This window comes from Prosthecobacter sp. Pr1 (assembly GCF_057652315.1).
In genome coordinates this window covers 309,794-327,171 of the sequence record NZ_JBYFBS010000001.1, presented here as the reverse complement: position 1 = coordinate 327,171, position 17,378 = coordinate 309,794, and the positions used below count along the sequence as shown (strand labels likewise).

Annotated in this window: 16 protein-coding genes; 13 read left to right on the top strand and 3 right to left on the bottom strand. The window is 59.8% G+C overall.

What is annotated here, in order from left to right:
* Nucleotides 1-26 precede the first annotated feature (26 nt).
* The 4 genes from AC24GY_RS01510 to AC24GY_RS01495 are packed head-to-tail and all read left to right on the top strand — an operon-like array spanning nt 27 to nt 4,378.
* Nucleotides 27-938, top strand: coding sequence for an RluA family pseudouridine synthase (locus AC24GY_RS01510; RefSeq protein ID WP_487680149.1), 912 nt, complete (start codon nt 27-29; stop codon nt 936-938).
* The gene (locus AC24GY_RS01505; protein WP_487679680.1) at nt 935-2,155 is read left to right on the top strand and encodes an AGE family epimerase/isomerase; all 1,221 of its coding nucleotides are present in this window, start codon (nt 935-937) and stop codon (nt 2,153-2,155) included. The genes AC24GY_RS01510 and AC24GY_RS01505 overlap by 4 nt, the downstream gene beginning before the upstream one ends.
* Nucleotides 2,156-2,213: 58 nt before the next feature.
* Nucleotides 2,214-3,266 carry a type IV pilus twitching motility protein PilT gene (locus tag AC24GY_RS01500; RefSeq protein ID WP_487679678.1) on the top strand — a complete coding sequence of 351 codons (1,053 nt, stop codon included), beginning with the start codon at nt 2,214-2,216 and terminating at the stop codon, nt 3,264-3,266.
* A 17-nt stretch (nt 3,267-3,283) separates the two neighbouring features.
* Entirely contained in the window at nt 3,284-4,378 is a 1,095-nt protein-coding gene (locus tag AC24GY_RS01495; RefSeq protein ID WP_422322223.1) for a type IV pilus twitching motility protein PilT, read from the top strand.
* A 68-nt stretch (nt 4,379-4,446) separates the two neighbouring features.
* On the opposite strand, the gene AC24GY_RS01490 is transcribed toward AC24GY_RS01495, so the two are convergent.
* Nucleotides 4,447-4,626, bottom strand: coding sequence for a hypothetical protein (locus tag AC24GY_RS01490; protein WP_395730891.1), 180 nt, complete (start codon nt 4,624-4,626; stop codon nt 4,447-4,449).
* A 143-nt stretch (nt 4,627-4,769) separates the two neighbouring features.
* On the opposite strand from AC24GY_RS01490, the gene AC24GY_RS01485 reads away from it, so the two are divergent.
* From AC24GY_RS01485 to AC24GY_RS01470, 4 genes are read left to right on the top strand one after another with little or no spacing between them, the layout of a single operon-like run.
* Nucleotides 4,770-6,113 carry an L-lactate MFS transporter gene (locus tag AC24GY_RS01485; RefSeq protein ID WP_487679676.1) on the top strand — a complete coding sequence of 448 codons (1,344 nt, stop codon included), beginning with the start codon at nt 4,770-4,772 and terminating at the stop codon, nt 6,111-6,113.
* Nucleotides 6,114-6,119: 6 nt separating this feature from the next.
* Nucleotides 6,120-6,239, top strand: coding sequence for an MFS transporter small subunit (locus AC24GY_RS01480; RefSeq protein ID WP_482812993.1), 120 nt, complete (start codon nt 6,120-6,122; stop codon nt 6,237-6,239).
* A gap of 27 nt (nt 6,240-6,266) precedes the next feature.
* Nucleotides 6,267-7,565, top strand: coding sequence for an FtsX-like permease family protein (locus tag AC24GY_RS01475; RefSeq protein WP_487679674.1), 1,299 nt, complete (start codon nt 6,267-6,269; stop codon nt 7,563-7,565).
* A gap of 39 nt (nt 7,566-7,604) precedes the next feature.
* A complete protein-coding gene (locus AC24GY_RS01470; protein WP_487679673.1) occupies nt 7,605-8,999 on the top strand; it encodes an FtsX-like permease family protein in 1,395 nt (464 codons plus the stop codon).
* Here AC24GY_RS01470 and AC24GY_RS01465 read toward each other — a convergent pair.
* Complete coding sequence (locus AC24GY_RS01465) at nt 8,996-10,810, bottom strand: DUF3592 domain-containing protein (protein ID WP_487679672.1); 1,815 nt, start codon at nt 10,808-10,810, stop codon at nt 8,996-8,998. The two genes, AC24GY_RS01470 and AC24GY_RS01465, sit on opposite strands and share 4 nt — an antisense overlap.
* Nucleotides 10,811-10,867: 57 nt before the next feature.
* On the opposite strand from AC24GY_RS01465, the gene AC24GY_RS01460 reads away from it, so the two are divergent.
* Nucleotides 10,868-11,545, top strand: coding sequence for a YwaF family protein (locus tag AC24GY_RS01460; RefSeq protein ID WP_487679671.1), 678 nt, complete (start codon nt 10,868-10,870; stop codon nt 11,543-11,545).
* A 120-nt stretch (nt 11,546-11,665) separates the two neighbouring features.
* The gene (gene speA, locus AC24GY_RS01455) at nt 11,666-13,603 is read left to right on the top strand and encodes a biosynthetic arginine decarboxylase (RefSeq protein ID WP_422322216.1); all 1,938 of its coding nucleotides are present in this window, start codon (nt 11,666-11,668) and stop codon (nt 13,601-13,603) included.
* Between the two features lie 6 nt (nt 13,604-13,609).
* Here speA and aat read toward each other — a convergent pair whose 3' ends face one another.
* Nucleotides 13,610-14,185, bottom strand: coding sequence for a leucyl/phenylalanyl-tRNA--protein transferase (aat, locus tag AC24GY_RS01450; RefSeq protein ID WP_422322215.1), 576 nt, complete (start codon nt 14,183-14,185; stop codon nt 13,610-13,612).
* Between the two features lie 45 nt (nt 14,186-14,230).
* Between aat and pgsA the strand changes: the two genes are divergently transcribed.
* The 3 genes from pgsA to AC24GY_RS01435 all read left to right on the top strand — a co-directional run bounded on the left by pgsA (nt 14,231) and on the right by AC24GY_RS01435 (nt 17,313).
* Nucleotides 14,231-14,830 (top strand): CDP-diacylglycerol--glycerol-3-phosphate 3-phosphatidyltransferase, encoded by a 600-nt coding sequence (pgsA, locus tag AC24GY_RS01445; RefSeq protein WP_487679668.1) that lies wholly within the window; start codon nt 14,231-14,233, stop codon nt 14,828-14,830.
* A 29-nt stretch (nt 14,831-14,859) separates the two neighbouring features.
* A complete protein-coding gene (gene der, locus AC24GY_RS01440; RefSeq protein ID WP_487679666.1) occupies nt 14,860-16,236 on the top strand; it encodes a ribosome biogenesis GTPase Der in 1,377 nt (458 codons plus the stop codon).
* A 78-nt stretch (nt 16,237-16,314) separates the two neighbouring features.
* The gene (locus tag AC24GY_RS01435) at nt 16,315-17,313 is read left to right on the top strand and encodes a cobalamin-independent methionine synthase II family protein (RefSeq protein WP_487679664.1); all 999 of its coding nucleotides are present in this window, start codon (nt 16,315-16,317) and stop codon (nt 17,311-17,313) included.
* The last annotated feature ends 65 nt before the right edge of the window (nt 17,314-17,378 follow it).

The window sequence follows — 17,378 nt, the reverse complement described above, 5'->3', positions numbered from 1 at the left end:
AGCGACATGCGGCGATCCGCCAGGCGGTGACGCCGCTGCCCGGCAGCGTGCCTTATGATCAGACACGGCCGCTGAATGTGCCGGAGGCCTGTGATCACGCCACCATTCTTGACTGCCTCTGCCACGTGATGCCGCACATCCCGCGTGAGCAGTGGCTCGCGGTCTGTGAAGAAGGACGCATCGTGACGGATGATCGGGTGATCGTGCCGGCACATCAAATCGTGCGTGCCGGAGAGCGTTACCTGCACCTGAAGCCAGCCCAGCGTGAGCCGGATGTGAATGCGGACATCCGCGTGCTGTTTGAAGATGAGGCCATCATCGTGCTCAACAAGCCCGCGCCGCTGCCGGTGCATGTGGGCGGCAGGTTCAATCGCAACACGCTGCAGTTCATCCTTAACACCGTCTGGCATCCGTTGAAACCGCGCAGCGTCCACCGCTTGGATGCCAACACGACCGGTGTGACCGTGCTGTGCAAGACACGCCACTTTGCCTGCTTCGTACAGCCGCAGTTTGAGCGTGGAGAGGTCGAGAAGCTTTATCTCGCCCGCGTGAAGGGGCACCCGCCACAGGATACCTTTACCTGCGATGCGCCCATCAGTGGCGAAGCCGGCAAGCTGGGTGGCCGCTCCGTCGATGCCGAAGGACAGGAGGCCCGAACCGAGTTCCGAGTACTGAGGCGCGATGCCGATGGCACGGCACTCCTGGAGGCCCGCCCGCTCACCGGACGCACGAATCAAATCCGCATCCATCTCTGGCATCTTGGCTTCCCGATTGTGGGTGACGCCGCCTACCTGGCCGATGGCGAAGTCGGGGAGACCCAGACCCTGGCCGTGGGAGATCCCCCGCTCTGCCTGCATGCCCTGCGCATCACCTTCACGCATCCTTTGACGAAGGAACGCGTGACGTTTGAGGCAGAGCCGCCAGAGTGGGCCAAATGAACCTCACTGTTGCCGACCCTCTTTATCGCCAGAACCTGAAGGCGCTCTACCGCGACACGTTGCTCAAAGACGTGATGCCCTTCTGGATGAAGCACGGCATGGACCGTGAGTTTGACGGCATCATCACATCCCTTGACCGCGATGGATCGATTCTGGACACGGACAAGAGCATCTGGTTCCAAGGGCGGGCAGCTTGGATGCTCTCAACGCTTTACAACCATGTGGAGAAGCGCAGCGACTGGATCGAGGCCGCAGGCTCGTGCCTGGCATTTCTGGAGAAGCATGGCTACTCCACGGATGGAAAACTGTTCTTCACCGTCACACGCGAAGGCAGACCGCTGCGCATGCGGCGCTATGTGTTCAGTGAAGCCTTTGCGGCCATTGCCCATGCGGCCTATGCAAAGGCCACGGGGGATGAAACCTATGCCGAGCGTGCGAAGAAGGACTTCGCCACCTATTTGAAATTCTCCTTCGAGAAGGGGCTGATGCACCCGAAGATCGAGCCGAACACGCGGCCCATGATGAGCATCGGCGCCTTGATGATCGGCATCGCCACAGCACAGGAACTTCGCGCCAACCTGGGTGATGTGAAAATTTCAGGACATAGCTGCTCAGAGTGGGCTGACCGCTTCATTTTGGAGATCCAGCAGTTCTTCTTCAAACCGGCCATCGGGGCATTGATGGAGATCGTTTCACCGGATGGATCGATCATCGACCATTTCGACGGCCGCACGCTGAACCCGGGCCATGCGCTGGAGTGTGCGTGGTTCATTCTGCATGAAGGCCGTAAGCGTGGTGAGAACAGCTACATCAAGCTCGGTCTGGAGATCCTCGACTGCATGTGGCAGCGCGGCTGGGACGAGGAGCATGGCGGCATTTTCCATTTCCGAGATGTGAAGGGCAAACCGGTGCAGGAATACTGGCACGACATGAAATTCTGGTGGCCGCACAACGAGGCCATCATCGCCACGCATCTGGCCTGGCACATCACTGGGGATGCCAAATACGCACAGTGGCACCAGCAGGTGCATGACTGGAGTTTTGCGCACTTTCCCGATGCGGCATACGGTGAGTGGTTTGGCTACCTGCACCGGGATGGCTCCCCATCCTCCCAGCTGAAGGGCGGCATGTGGAAGGGGCCGTTCCATCTGCCGCGCATGCTGTGGTACTGCGGGCAGTTGCTCGAAGAACACGGCATCCCATCAGATTCCTTGTAACAAAACCCTGAGAGCGAGGTTGAGCACCTGAGCGGCGCCCGCTAGCTTGATCACAACCATGGCAATTACCATCGACGACATCCTCCAAGCCGCTGAAGAGCATCAGGCGAGTGATATTTTCCTGCAGGAAGGCGAAGTGCCGCGAATGAAGATCGCCGAACAGCTCATGATTTTTGGCGATGATCCGCTGCTGCTGCCGCAGATGGCCGGGCTCTGGCAGGCCTGTGGCGGTGACACGCTGAATGACACAGACCGTGACTCTGGACTGCTCTCCCGCACGCACACACGCTTCCGTGTCAACCTGCACAAGGTGCTGGGCCGCATGGCTGCCGTACTGCGCCGCATCCGCACAGATATTCCTGCCATGCAAACCCTGGGCGCGCCGGAATGGCTGTTGCAGCGCTGGGCGCAGAAAAAAAACGGCATGATACTCGTCACCGGTGCCACGGGTCAGGGGAAATCAACCACACTGGCGGCGCTGCTGCAGTGGATGAATGAAAACATCGCCCGTCACGTGGTGACGATCGAGGATCCAGTGGAGTACATCTTTGCCAACAACCGCTGCCTCTTCACCCAGCGTGAGGTAGGCCGCGACACACCCACGTTTGCCCGTGGCCTGCGCAGTGCCATGCGTCAGGCGCCTGATGTGATTTTTGTGGGAGAAATTCGCGACCACGAAACAGCTTTCACCGCGCTCCAGGCTTGTGAAACCGGCCATCTCGTGCTCGCATCAATGCATTCCGCCACCGTCTCCGACACAATGGAGCGTTTTGTAAACATGTTCCCACCGGATCAAGTCGGCATCGGTTTGCACCTGCTTTCACATCAGCTGATCGGAGTCTTGTGCCAGAAACTCGTCCCGAACGTCCAAGGCAAGCTCTCCATGCTGACAGAATGCCTGGAAAACGGTGGAGCCGTGCGTGACTGGATCGCGAAACGAAGCGTCGCGGACATCACAGACTACATGAGCCGCGGCACCGATCCCAATACGCGCACCTTCCTGCAGTCCATTATTGCAGCCTACCAGGGGGGCATCATCTCAGAATCTGAAGCCATCGCCTCCATAGGCAACGAGGCTGAATTCCGCCGCGCCGCGCGCGGCATCTCCTGACCACTCTTCCCTCATCCATGCGCGCCCACGATCTCATTGAATATCTTGTCATGGTCACGGACCAAGGCGGCTCGGATTTGCACCTTAGCGTGGGTGCCGCGCCCACAGGACGCATCAGCGGTCAGCTCCAGCCACTGACGGATGAACTCCTCGACATCGGCGACATTCGCGACCTGGTTTTTGGCGTCTTGAAAGAAACTCAGCGTGTTAAACTAGAGCAGGACTGGGAACTGGATTTCGCCATTCAGGTGGCGAATCTGGGACGTTTCCGTGGCAATGCCTGCTACGTCCTGGGGCGTATCGAAGCCTCCTTCCGCTTTATTCCCGAGGTGATCCCTGAGCTGCGCGATCTGGGTCACGGTCCAACGGTGGAGAGCTTCTGCACCCTGAGCAGCGGCATGATCCTTGTCACCGGCACCAGCAATGCCGGCAAGACAACGACCCTGAGCTCAATGACGCAGCACATCTCAAGATCACGTCGGGTCAACATTGTCAGCATCGAAGACCCCATTGAGTACGTTTTCAAACATTCGCACAGCCTCATACGCCAGCGCCAGCTGGGCAGCGACACACACTCCTTTGCGCAGGCCCTGCGCAGCGCGCTGCGTCAGGATGCGAACGTCATCGTCATCAGTGAGCTGCGCGATCTGGAGACCATCAGCACCGCCCTGACCGCCGCCGAGACCGGTCACCTCGTCATCAGCACCCTGCACACCCAGGACGCCCCTTCGACCGTCATGCGTGTGATGGATGCCTTCCCGGAAGACCAGCAGGATTTCGTGGCATCGCAGCTGGCCAACTGCCTGAAAGGCGTGATCTGTCAGAACCTGATGCCACGGCTTGATCAGGACGGCCGGGTGATGGCCTCTGAAATCATGGTCAACAATCCGGGCATCGCCTCCTGCATCCGCTCCCGCCGGCTCCAGCAGCTTCCCAGCCTGATTCAAATCGGCGCCAACGACGGCATGCATACCATTGATGACAGTGTGACCCATCTTGCCATCCATGGCTTCATTTCCCTCGATGATGCTCTTCTGCGCGCACGTGACAAAGATTTCGTTCTTGCCGGCTATGAACGCAAGATGCGTGAGCGAGACGGGCGACGCCGCTGAAGCATGAAAAAGCGGAACCAGTTTCCCGGTTCCGCTTTCAAACGCTGATCGTCTCAGCGCCGTAGTGACTACTTGTTCTTGGCGTCGAACTTGGCTTTGCACTTTTCGCAGCAGAAGGCGACGGTTTTGCCGTCTTTGCCGGTGCTGGTGATGCTGGAGTCAGCAGGCTTGCCGCTGATGGGGCATTTGTCGGCGGCCATGGCGACCGAAGTGAAGGAGAGGGCGCAGATGGTGAGCAGTGTTTTCATCGAGGTATGTTGGTATGGGTGCGGCCGGTGAAATGACCGGCCAGTGCTCGAAACGTATGAAACCGGGCGTTTCTTGTCGATCTTTGAGCTTTCCTTGTCCGACCCGCCAGGAAACCACCTGCGGCCTCCTACTACCTACAACCATGTCTTTCCTCTCCCGTGAAGCCACCGTCGCCAGCCCTGGATTCAGCCGCTGGCTCGTTCCGCCTGCCGCCATCGCTGTTCACATGTGCATCGGGCAGGTGTATGGATTCAGCGTTTTCAAGAAGCCGCTCGCCAAAGCACTGGGCATCACAGCTCCCGGCGCTGGTGATTGGAGCGAAGCCGATGTCGGTGTGGCTTACTCGATCGCGCTTGCCCTGCTCGGTCTGTCTGCGGCGTTCTTTGGCAAGTGGGTCGAGCGCAGCGGTCCGCGTAAAACCATGTTCGCCAGCATGCTTTGCTTTTGCAGCGGTCTGGTTCTCACGGCGCTTGCCGTGCGGTGGCACCAGCTCTGGCTGCTGTATGCAGGGTATGGGTTGGTCGGCGGCATCGGACTGGGACTGGGGTACATTGCTCCGGTTTCCACCTTGATGAAATGGTTCCCTGACCGTCCGGGCATGGCCACCGGCATGGCAATCATGGGATTTGGCGGCGGTGCGCTCATCGGCGGCCCGCTGGCGGAGGAACTGATGAAGCGCTTTGCCACGGCCAGCTCTGTCGGGGCCGCAGAGACGCTGTTGGTGATGGCGGGTCTTTATGCCATCTCGATGGTGTTTGGGGCTTTGATCGTGCGCGTGCCACCTGAAGGCTGGAAGCCTGCTGGCTGGGTGCCGACGGAACATGTTTCAAAACTGGTCACGACGGCGAACGTCGCCGTGGACACCGCCTGGAAGACACCGCAGTTCTGGATGCTCTGGGTGGTGCTCTGCATGAACGTGAGCGCCGGCATTGGCATCCTCGGCCAGGCCTCGCCGATGATTCAGGACATGTTCAAGGTCACGCCTGCGGCTGCAGCCGGATACGTCGGCCTGCTATCGCTCTGCAATCTCGGCGGCCGATTTTTCTGGTCCTCCATGTCTGATCTCATCGGGCGCAAGGGCATCTACTGCATCTACTTCATTCTAGGGGCCGTCTTGTATGCCAGCGTGCCGTGGATCCAAGGCCAGGGCAGCGTGACTCTCTTCGTCGTGGCCACCGGGCTGATCCTCACGATGTATGGCGGTGGTTTTGCCACGATCCCGGCCTACCTGCGCGATCTGTTTGGAAGCTACCAAGTCGGCGCGATCCATGGCCGTCTCATCACCGCCTGGTCGGTGGCGGCGATTCTCGGCCCCCAGCTCATGGACCGCCTTTCCGTGGCCAACAAAAAAATCATGCCGCCCGAACAGGCTTACAACTCGATCTTTCACCTCATGGTCGGCCTGCTCGTCGTCGGTTTGATCTCCAATCTGCTCGTCCGCCCCGTCGATCCCAAGCACCACCTCGCTGAAAACGCCCAAGCCTGATTCGCCATGAAAGCCCTCACCCTTCTCCTCGCCTGGACCTGGATCACCGTGCCGCTCGGCTGGGGCGTGTATCAGTCCGTGCAGAAATCGTTGCCTCTGTTTGGCATCACGGCAGTTGCGAAGTAGCGCGGGCATCGCTTTGTTGCGCCCCACATGCTCTCGAACGTCACCTTCTTTCTCGCCCGCCGCTATCTGCGTGCGAAGCGTTCGTTTGTCTCGGTCATCACGGTCATCTCGATCCTCGGTGTCGCGGTCGGTGTGCTGATGATGATCGTGGTCAGTTCGGTCATGAAGGGTTTCGAAGGTGAGTTCCGCAAAACACTCATCGGTTCAGAGCCGCACATCCTGCTGCAACCGCAGGACAAAAAGCCCACGGATGCCAAATCAGCAGCCGACGTGCTCGCCAAGGTGCGCCTGCAGCCGGACGTGCTCGCCGCCAGCAGCTACATCGGCAGCGCCATGTTTGCAGAACACGATGGCCAGCAGTCAGGAATGGATGTTCTCGGCCTGCCGGAAGATGGCGCGAAATTTTACATGTCCAAGGTCGCCAAGCACAAGGCTGAAGGCGTGCTGGAACTCACGCCGGGCGGTGTGGTCTGTGCCGATTATGTGGCGGGCGGACTCAATGCCCATCCGGGAGACGCCATCAGCGTCTATGCTTCCAAGAATGTCACCAGCGCAGTGAAGCGTTTCCGCATCGCCTCGGATGAGCAGGACGAGACGAAACGCCACGCCGCCTATGAGGAGATCAAGCTGAATCCCATGGAGATCAAGCTGCTGGGCACCACGCGAATGGAATCCGCCGGCACCTACGGCTACGTCACTCTGGAAACGGCGCAGAAGATCTTTGGCTTTGGCGAGAAGGTCAGCGGGGTGCTCATCGAACTGAAGCAGCCGGGCGAGGTCAAGGAGGTGATCAAACGCTTCACCGCTGCGGGAGTCGTTCCGGCCACATGGAGCGCCTCACTTTGGACCGATGCTGGGGATGCGCGCCTGGCCGCCATGAGCAACGAACGTGTGATGATGTGGATCGTCCTCCTGATCATCGCCGTCGTCGCGGCATTCTCGGTCATGAACACGACCATCACCGTCACGACCCAGAAGCGGCGCGAGATTGGCGTGCTGACCGCGCTCGGTTCGCGGCAGAGCCAGATCATTGGCATCTTTGTCTCGCAGGCCGCCTTCGTCGGCATCCTCGGAACGCTGGCGGGCCTCATACTCAGCGGACTCGTGCTGCAGTACCGTGATGAAATCCGCATGGGCATCGCAGTCCTAAGCGGTGGCAGCGCCAACGCCGATTCGGGCATGTTCCTCGCCACCATACCGGCCCAGATCGAACCGTGGTTCATCGTGGTCACCTGCATCGGTTCCATCACATTCTGCCTGCTGGCCGCCCTGCCCCCCGCCTGGCTGGCCTCACGCGTGGACCCTGCGGTGGCGCTGCGGGACTGATCGGAATTGTACTCAACCTTCACGATTTAAAGCCCCCCAATGACCAGCGCCCCCCTCTTCCTCGCCCTGCGCTACCTGCGACCCACACGCTCGTTCATCTCGGTCATCACCGTGATCTCGATGCTCGGTGTCATGCTCGGCGTCGGCGTGCTGGTCTTTGTGATGTCCGTGTTCAGCGGCTGGCAGCGTGAGTACAGGCAGATGCTCATTGGCTTTGAACCGCATGCCATGGTGGAGCCTTTGGGTTCGATGGAGGGCGAACCCGGCGGCCCGAAACCCGTCGATTGGCGCGAGCTGCAGAAAAGCCTCGCCAAGCGTCCTGAAGTCGTTTCAGCCGTGCCGGTGGCGGACAGAACAAAGGAGGGCCGCCTCGGCATACTCGTCGTTGAAAATGACGCCAATCTTCAAGGTGTCAGCGTCATCGGCATGACCGATGACCAAGACAACGCGCTGTTGCAAAAGCTCAAGAAGCACATCAAGACGGACGCGTTGGGTGACACCAAAACCATCAACGAAAAAGGTGAGGCCGTGTACCGGCAGGGGAAATTCGATCTCAGGGACGACACCATTGTCCTCAGCGACAAGTTCGCGAAGGAGATCGGTGCAAAGGTGGGTGATACGCTCGTTGTGCACGCCGCAGAAAGCGTGAACCAGTTCATCCAAAAGTACCGCGAGATCCCCGAAAATGAAGACAAGAAAAAGCGCGCCGCAGCTCTCGACGACGTCACCATCCTGTCAAAGGACCTCAAACTCATCGCCACGCTGCGTGAAGATACCGCTGGAAAGCGTGGCTACGTGCCGCTGCATGTCGCGCAGGAGTTCTTCAACCTCGACAGTGACATCAGCGGCATCGAGCTGGAACTGAAGGATCCGGACAACGCCGATCATGTCATGATCAAGATGTACCAGTCCGGCGCACTGCCGGAAAACTGGGATTACCACACCTGGGAGCAGGAGCACGGCATGATGCTGGAATCCGTGAAAAACCAGGAGACGATGATGTGGTTTTTGCTGCTGTTCATCATGCTCGTGGCCGCCATATGCGTGATGAACACCACCATCACCGTCACCGTGAAAAAGCGCCGCGAGATCGGCATTCTCACCGCTCTGGGCACGCGTGCGTGGCAGATCATTGCCATCTTTGTCGCCCAGGCGGGCATCGTGGCACTCGTCGGTGCGGTGGCCGGGCTCGCAGGAGGCTTCTTCTTCCTCAGCATCCGCAACTGGCTGCGCGATCAGATCTCCAACATCACCGGCCGCGACATCTTTCCGCAGGACATTTATTTCCTCTCCAGCATCCCCTCTCACATCGATCCAGAGAAGATTCTTGCCATCTGTGCCACCGCCATCGCCCTCTGCCTCATGGCCGCGCTGGTTCCTTCATGGTTCGCAGCACGTGTGGACCCTGCCGTGGCATTGCGGGACGGTGGTTAGGCTCGGCGCGGAAGATCATTCTGCTTTCGCCATTCATCAAGCCGCCGCGCCAGCGTCTCCGCAGTAACGGATTCGGTGATGCCATCAACAAGGGTTTTGGTTTTGCCGAAGATCGTCTCCGCACGCACGCGGTAGTAGAACTTGTTGCCTGCCTGCGTGTTGGAGTCGTGGGTGAAGCCGGTGATGTGGCGGGGCTCGAAAATCTCCTGCCAGGAATAAAAGGGCCCCACACGGTTCAAGATGCGCAATTCGCGTGTGTTAATCTCCAGGCGGAGGCTGTGCAGCAGCGTCCATGCGCTGCCCACGAGAATGAGCGGCGAGGTGATACCCCAGAACAGCCGGAAGATCAGCGGTGCCCCCTTCGCCTGCATGAACAGAAAGCCCGCAGACCAAATCAGGCCAAACAGCAGCAAAAACAGGCCCACATACCGATTCCGCCCTGCAGGACAGTCGATGAATGTGGGCATGCCGTCGGCATCCATCTCCATCTCAATGCCTCTGGCCTTGAGGCGCAGGAGAAGATCATCCGTGCTCAGCAGAGGTGCCGGCTCCGGCTGCGCGGAGGAGGCTTCCACCTCACTTTCAGCGTCAGCGGCTGCAGCCGCCGAAACGAACACCGGTAGCGGCAGCACCACCGGCCTGCCCCCCTGGCCGGAGCTGACTTCCAGCGTCCAAACATGCTGCTCTCCATCTGTCGTAACAATGGAAGCCTCGTTCACAGCAGCACAGGGCAGTCCACGCGGAATGTCGATGCGCAGCGGCAGCGCCACGCCATCCACTTCCCGCCGCGCCTCCGCAGCAGACAGCGTTGTGGTGTGCTCCCAGATGGTTTCCTTCGCGGTGGCGTGGGAGTCACCACTGTTGCGGGTGATGTGCCTCTGGCAGAGCACACGCACGGAAAGGGTGCTGAGAGGAGAAAGCGCCCTGGAAAACCGCAGCTCGCCCACCAGCGGATGTCCTGGAGAAACCGGAACCTGCTTGAGCAGCAACACAGGGCGGCCAAAGACCATCTGTGACTTGATCCGTCTCCAGGCAAAGAGAAGCGGAATCAAAGCAAGCGCGACGGGAATCAGCGTCAGCAGAGCCAGCGCCGATTTGACGATTTCCCCTCCCAGAATCACCGCAAGGGCCAGCGGCAGCTGCACTAGGAGAATCCAGCCGGCGACTCCCAGAATAAACGACAGAGGGTTCGGCTCTGGATAAATGTTCTCCCCCACCCACTCGGGACGCCAGCTCCACGGAGCACCCGGATGCTGTTCTCTGAGCCGCGCAATCTGCGCCGTCCTGCGCGACTGTCGCCAGCCACCGATAGAAACCAGACAGCCTGCCAGTGGGAAGAGCGTCGGAAAAATCGACATCAAGAGCAGCAGTCCCCAGCGGAGATCGCGAAACAGCACGGTCTGCTCCGGGTTGGATGGATTCACAAAGCAGCGAAACGGCCGCTTTTTGCCCTTCGCCGACTGAAGCTGCTGGAACGCCTGCTTCTGAAAATCCCCCATGTTGTCGGAGCCACCGAAGAAGCTCACCTCATCACCATGATAGCCGCGCCGGCCGAACTCATAGCGATAACTGGCCTCAACACGGTAAGTCGTACCACCTTTGTTACCAGACGAGGTCTTGAGTTCCGCAGTCTCAATCCAGCACGGCACTTCCACCCAGCTGCGCGAGGCCCACCATGAACTGATCGCCGGAAAATAGAGAAACACACCGACGGCTAAGCCGGCCAGGATGAAGGGCAGACCAAACAGCACAGCACAACCTCCGGTGAGCTGTTTCGTGGAGCGGGCCGCAGAACGATTGGAGCGTAACATGCCCGCAACATGCCACAAACCGACTGACTTCCGCAACTTCCGCGTATGATGGAGCCCATGCCTCCCGCCTTTCATCCTTACGGCCCATCCCACAAGGCGGTGCTCGCCATCACGCTGGTACTGTTCATCGTGATGCTGCTGCTTTCCCGCACCCGCTGGGCCTTGCTTTCACAGCGCGTGCTTGGTACCATGCTGCTGGCCTTGTATCCTCTGGGACTGGCAGTGCACGCCACTTACGGCTCGCTCAGTGTGTACACGGCGCTGCCCCTGCAGTACTGCGATGTCGCCACTCTGGCAGGTGGCATCGCCCTATGGACGCGCCGTCCGTTTTTTTGTGAGGTGGTGTATTTCTTTGGCATCGCAGGCACCCTTCAGGGACTGCTGACCCCCGCCCTGATCTATGAGTTTCCAGACCCGCGTTTCTTTTTGTTTTTCATCATGCACGCCGGAGTGCCGATCACAGCGATCTACGTCGTCACCGCCATGAAGGTTCGCCCGCGCCCTGGGGCCGTGCTGCGCATCATGACCTTCTCCGTGGCCTGGTATGCCGTGATCGCCGCCGTGAACTACGCCATCGGCGCCAACTACGCTTTCCAGTGCTCCAAACCCGTGCAGGCCAGCCTGTTTGACCAGCTCGGACCGTGGCCGTGGTACAATCTCACCAGCATCGGTCTTGGCCTCGTCTTTTACTCTCTGCTTTACATCCCTTTTGCCTTCCGCAGGGCCAGACACTGACGCCCCGGCCCTCCCCGGGCGTTTTGGCCGCGCCGCACCTCTCCGAGATGTCGCTTTGCATTTCCAAATTTGCCCCCATAATCGCGGCCCTTGAAAGCCCCTCCAACCCAGCCCACGAAAATGAAAAACCCCACATGGACCACCGACGACAGCGCCGAGCTTTATGGCATCCGCGAATGGGGGCATGAGTATTTCGACATCGCGAAAACCGGCGAGGTCGTGGTCAAACTCAAGGACGGCAAGAAAACCAAGTCCGTCTCCCTCGCATCCATCGTCAGAGGTCTGCGCGAGCGCGGCACCCAGCTGCCACTGCTGATCCGTTTCGGCGATCTGCTGCGCTGGCGCATCGACGAACTGAACGAAGGCTTCGCCTCTGCGATCAAGGAAGGCAAATACCAGGGCGTCTATCGCGGCGTTTACCCCATCAAGGTGAACCAGCAGCAGGAAGTCATCGAGGAAATCACCCGCTACGGTCGCAAGTATCACTACGGCCTCGAAGCCGGCAGCAAGCCGGAGCTCATCGCCGCGCTGAGCTACATGCACGATCCGGAAGCCTACATCGTCTGCAACGGCTACAAGGACGAGGAGTTCATCGACCTCGCGCTCTACGCGCAGAAAATGGGTCTGCAGGTCATCCTCGTGCTGGAAATGCCGACGGAGCTGGACTTGATCCTGGATCGTTGTGAGAAAATGGGCGTGCGCCCGACTCTCGGCGTGCGCTTCCGCCTCAGCGCCGAAAGCGCCGGCCACTGGAGCGGCTCCGGCGGGGATGCCAGCATGTTTGGCCTGAACATCTCCCAGCTCATGCACGTCGTGGACAGCCTCCGTGAAAAGGGCATGCTCGACTGCCTACGCATGCTGCACTACCACCAGGGCTCGCAGATTCCAAACATCCGCGCGATCCGCCAGGCGGTCACCGAAGCGGCGCGTGTTTACGTGGGTCTGGTGCAAGAAGGTGCGCGCATGGGCATTCTCGATCTTGGCGGCGGTCTCGCCATCAGCTACGACGGCCTCAAGGGTGCCAGCGAAGCCAGCAGCAACTACGGCACCAAGGAATACTGCGCCGACATCATCGAGGCGATCACCGAAGTCACCGCCGAAGCTGGCGTGCCGCATCCGGATCTCATCACCGAGTCCGGCCGCGCCATCGTGGCCTACTACTCCGTGTTGATCATCAACATCCTCGACATCAACCGTTTTGAGCCGCGCAAGGGCGTCGCCGATTTCGATCTCGACAAGGATGCCCCGCCCCTCCTGCGCAATCTTTATGAGCTGCGACTGGATGCCGAAAAGCATGCCTCCAAGACCTCCCGTGACCGCCTGCAGGAGATCTACAACGACGCCATCTACTACCGCGACAAGCTCCGCAGTGAGTTCAATTACGGCAAGGTCAACCTGCGTGAGCGTGCTCACGGTGAGGAGCTCTACTGGGACATCCTCACCTGGGTGGCCAGCATGAAGGAAAGCTGCGACCACGATGGGAGCCAGATGGATCGACTTGATACGATCATGACCGATTTCTACTACGGCAACTTCAGCGTCTTCCAGAGCCTGCCAGACCTTTGGGCCATCGACCAGATCTTCCCGGTCATGCCGATCCACCGCCTCAAGGAGAAACCCACGCGCAATGCCGTGCTCTCCGACATCACCTGCGACAGCGACGGCAAAATCGACAAATTTGCCCACTCCCACGGCATCAACTCCACCCTCCCGCTGCACGACCCGCAGATCGAGAAGGGCCATGAGTACATGCTCGGCATCTTCCTCGTCGGCGCGTATCAGGAAACTCTCGGCGATCTTCACAATCTTCTCGGCGACACCAATGTCGTCAGCGTCCGCGTGGAAAACGGCAAGGTGAAATACAGCCGCGAACTCGAAGGCGACAGCGTCGCGGAAGTGCTCACCTACGTCGAATACGATCCCAAGGACATGCTCACCCGTTTCCGCAACCTCGCAGAAAGCGCCGTTGTTTCCAAGCGCATCACCGCCACTGAGCGCCGCGAGATCATGGAAAGCTTCGAGGCAGGTCTGCGCGGCTACACGTACTTCGAGAGCTGATTCTTCTCACATAAACGTCGCCTTGCGCGAGATCGCCCGCTGCAGCAGTTCCAGATACTGCGCGCAGGGAATCTCGTGCCCGCCAAACATCGCGAGATGTGGCGTGGTCCACTGCGTGTCATGCAGCAGGTAGCCGCGCTCATGCAGCCGCCATTGCAGGTGCGTCAGCGCCACCTTGGAAGCCTGCGGCTCGCGGCTGAACATCGATTCCCCGAAGAACGCCCCGCCGATGCTCACGCCATAGACGCCGCCACGCAGCTTGCCATCACGCCAGACCTCCACGCAATGCGCAAAACCAATGCGGTGAAGCTCCTCGTACGTGTCCATGATGGCGTCCGTGATCCAGGTGCTTTCACGGTCGGCGCAGCCCCGGATCACATCTCCAAAGGAGGTGTTCCAGCGAACTTCAAACGGGTGCTGCTTCAGGTAGCGCTCAAACCGGCGCGGCACATGAAACTCCGCCACCGGCAGGATGCCGCGCATCTTCGGCCGGTACCATGAGATGGAGCCATCGTCCTCCCCCATGGGGAAGGCTCCCTCACAGTAGGCGTTCAAGAGATCCACTGGCTCGATTTGCGACATGCCGCATTCTAAAGCGATCAAACTTCATGATTCAACTCTTGAACCGTGAACCGTAAACGCGAACGTAGCAGCGTGAACCTCGCCAATCAGATCACCATCTTCCGCATCCTGCTGATTCCCGTTTTCATCGGGCTGGTGATCTACTATGGCGACAGCGCCCGCGGGGAGCACCCCAATGAAGCCCTGCGCCAATGGGCGGCTGCCGTCTTCGGCATCGCCTCGATCAGCGACGCGATTGACGGCTGGATCGCCCGCCGGTTCAATCAGCGCACCCGATTCGGGGCCATCATGGACCCCCTTGCGGACAAGCTGCTCATGCTCGCCGCCATCATTCTGCTGAGTTTCACCTCCTGGCGGCAGCATTTCCCCCTGTGGTTCCCGATTCTCGTTATCGGCCGCGACCTGCTTTCCATCGGCGGGGCTTTCCTGATCGACCACTTTGCCGGCAAATTCCAAATCCACACCCACTGGACTGGCAAAACCGCCACTTTTGCCCAGATGGCGGCCATTTTGTGGATCCTGCTTGATCTCAAGCCCGAGTGGCTCATCTGGCCCACGATCTTTGCCGCCACTTTCACCGCCTTGTCGGGTTTTCTCAATCTGGCGGACGGTGTCAAGCAGTTGCAAGCCGCTGGACATGATTGACTCGGGGGGCTCACCGTGCTCTCTGAACAATGCTCAAAACCGTTGCCATCGTCGGACGCCCCAATGTGGGTAAATCCGCACTCTTCAACCGCCTTGCCGGGAAAACCATCTCCATCGTCCACGATCAGGCCGGTGTGACACGGGACCGCATCACGGCGCAGTGCCGCCGGGGTCCGGCATGGTTTGAGATCATGGACACGGGCGGCATCGGCGCCAGCACCGACGACGTTTTGACCGATCAGGTGCAGATCGAGGCCTCCATCGCCCTGGATGTGGCGGATCTGCTGCTGTTCGTTGTCGATGTCGTCGATGGCATCACCACGATCGATCAGAGCCTCGCCCGCGAACTGCGCCGCACCAACAAGCCCGTCATTCTCGTCTGCAACAAGGCCGATTCCCCGAAGCGCAAGCTCAACGCCAGCGAGTTCAGCAAATTCGGCTTCCCCGACACCCTGGAAGTCAGCGCCGCCCATGGCCTTGGCATCGACGAACTCGTCGCACTCATCTCCGAGCGCCTCGACCTGAAGGAATCCAGCGAAACGGAGGATGCCATCTCGCATCAAAACACGCGTCCGTTGAAGCTCGCCATCGTGGGCCGCCCGAACGCGGGCAAATCCTCGCTCGTGAATGCCATTCTGGGCTCGGACCGTGCCATCGTCAGTGATGTCCCCGGCACCACGCGTGATGCCCTCGACATCAAGGCCACCTGGAACGGCAAGCAGTACCAGCTCATCGACACCGCCGGCATCCGCCGTCGTGCGAATCTGGATACGGTCGTCGAAATCTCCAGCGTCGATCGCAGCCTGCAGAGCATCAAGCGCGCGGACTTGTGCCTGCTCGTCATCGACTGTGCCGCAGGAGCAAAGATGCAGGACCGCAAGATCGCCCAGTTCATTTTGGAGGAGCGCAAACCCTGCATCCTGGTCATGAACAAGTGGGATCTCTTTCATCCGGATGGCAACCAGAAGGACCGCATCGAACATCTGGACGAACTGATGCGCCGCGAATTCTTCTTCCTCAACTACGCCCCGCTCGTCGCCATCTCGGCGAAGAACAAAGACCACATCGGCAAGCTCTTCGTGCAGATCGAAAAAGTGCGCAGCGGCTCACAGAACCGCATTGGCACCGGCGCCTTGAACCGCCTGCTCGCCAACGCCATCGAGAACACCCCCGGTGCTCTGGGCCGCAGCACACACAGCTTCAAGCTGCTCTATGCCACCCAGGTCAATGAAGCCGAAGGTTTCGCCATTCCCGTGCCGCACTTCGTGCTCTTCGCCAATCGTGCCTCAAAACTCACCGACAGCTACATGCGCTATCTGGAGAAAGTCATTCGCGACGAATGGAGCGCCCCTGGTGTCCCCTTCAAAATGAGCGTGCGCGGCAAAGGTCCGAAGTCCGCGCGGTAAGCTTGTTGGATGCCTGCCTGCCTTTGGAATTTGGCACTCCTGCCTTCCAAAGCCGGAGGATGCTGACTAGTCTGCCGCATGGCCACCATCCAGACCACCACCGTCGGCTCCTACCCTGTCCCCGAATGGCTCAGCGCGCTGCCGAGCGGAGCCGCTGTCATTGATGCCACACGCGTGGTGTTCGACACGCAACGTCAGGCCGGCATTGATCTGCCGACGGATGGCGAGCTGTATCGCTTCGATGTGAATCATCCCGACACGAACGGCATGATCGAGTACTTCGTCCACAAACTGGGCGGCATCGACAGCCGCGTGGGTCGTGCGGATGCCGCGGCGTTTCGTGCCAAGCATGAGATGGCCTTCCGCAGCAAACCCGCCGCCGTCGTGCGCGGCCCCATCACCGAAGGCGTCCTCAATCTGGCCGAGGACTGCGCCCGTGCGGGCAAAGTGGCCGGTGGCCCTTTCAAGTTCACACTGACCAGCCCCTACATGCTCGCGCGCACCCTGCTGGACACGCACTACAACGACTTCGCCGCGCTCAACATGGCCATTGCCGATGCGCTGGCTGCGCAGGCCGCCGATTTGCAATGCGACTGCGTCCAAGTCGATGAAGCCAACATTCCCGGCAACCCAGCGGACGCGCCCATCGCCGCCGCAGGCATCAATCGAGTACTGGATGCGGTGAAAGGCACAAAAGCCGTGCACTTCTGCTTCGGCAACTATGGTGGCCAGACAATTCAAAAAGGCGAGTGGGCCACGCTCATCACCTTCTTAAACTCACTGCGCGCAGACCACCTCGTGCTGGAGCTCGCTCATCGGCCCGCCGCTGATCTCGACGCTCTCAAGGAACTCGATCCCAAAATCGGCGTCGGCCTCGGTGTCGTGGACATCAAGGTAAATCACATCGAAACTGCCGACGAAATCGCCCGCCGCATCGAAGCTGCGGAGAATAAAATCGGCTCCGGCCGGGTGAAGTTCATCCATCCCGACTGCGGCTTCTGGATGCTCAAACGCAGCATCGCCGACCGCAAGATCGAGGCGCTGGCAAAAGGACGTGACCGGTTCGAAGGACGGTGATTCACTCGCCCCCATGAAAAGGATCTTTGTCTTTGCCGCGCTGTTCTCCCTGACCACCAAGGTGC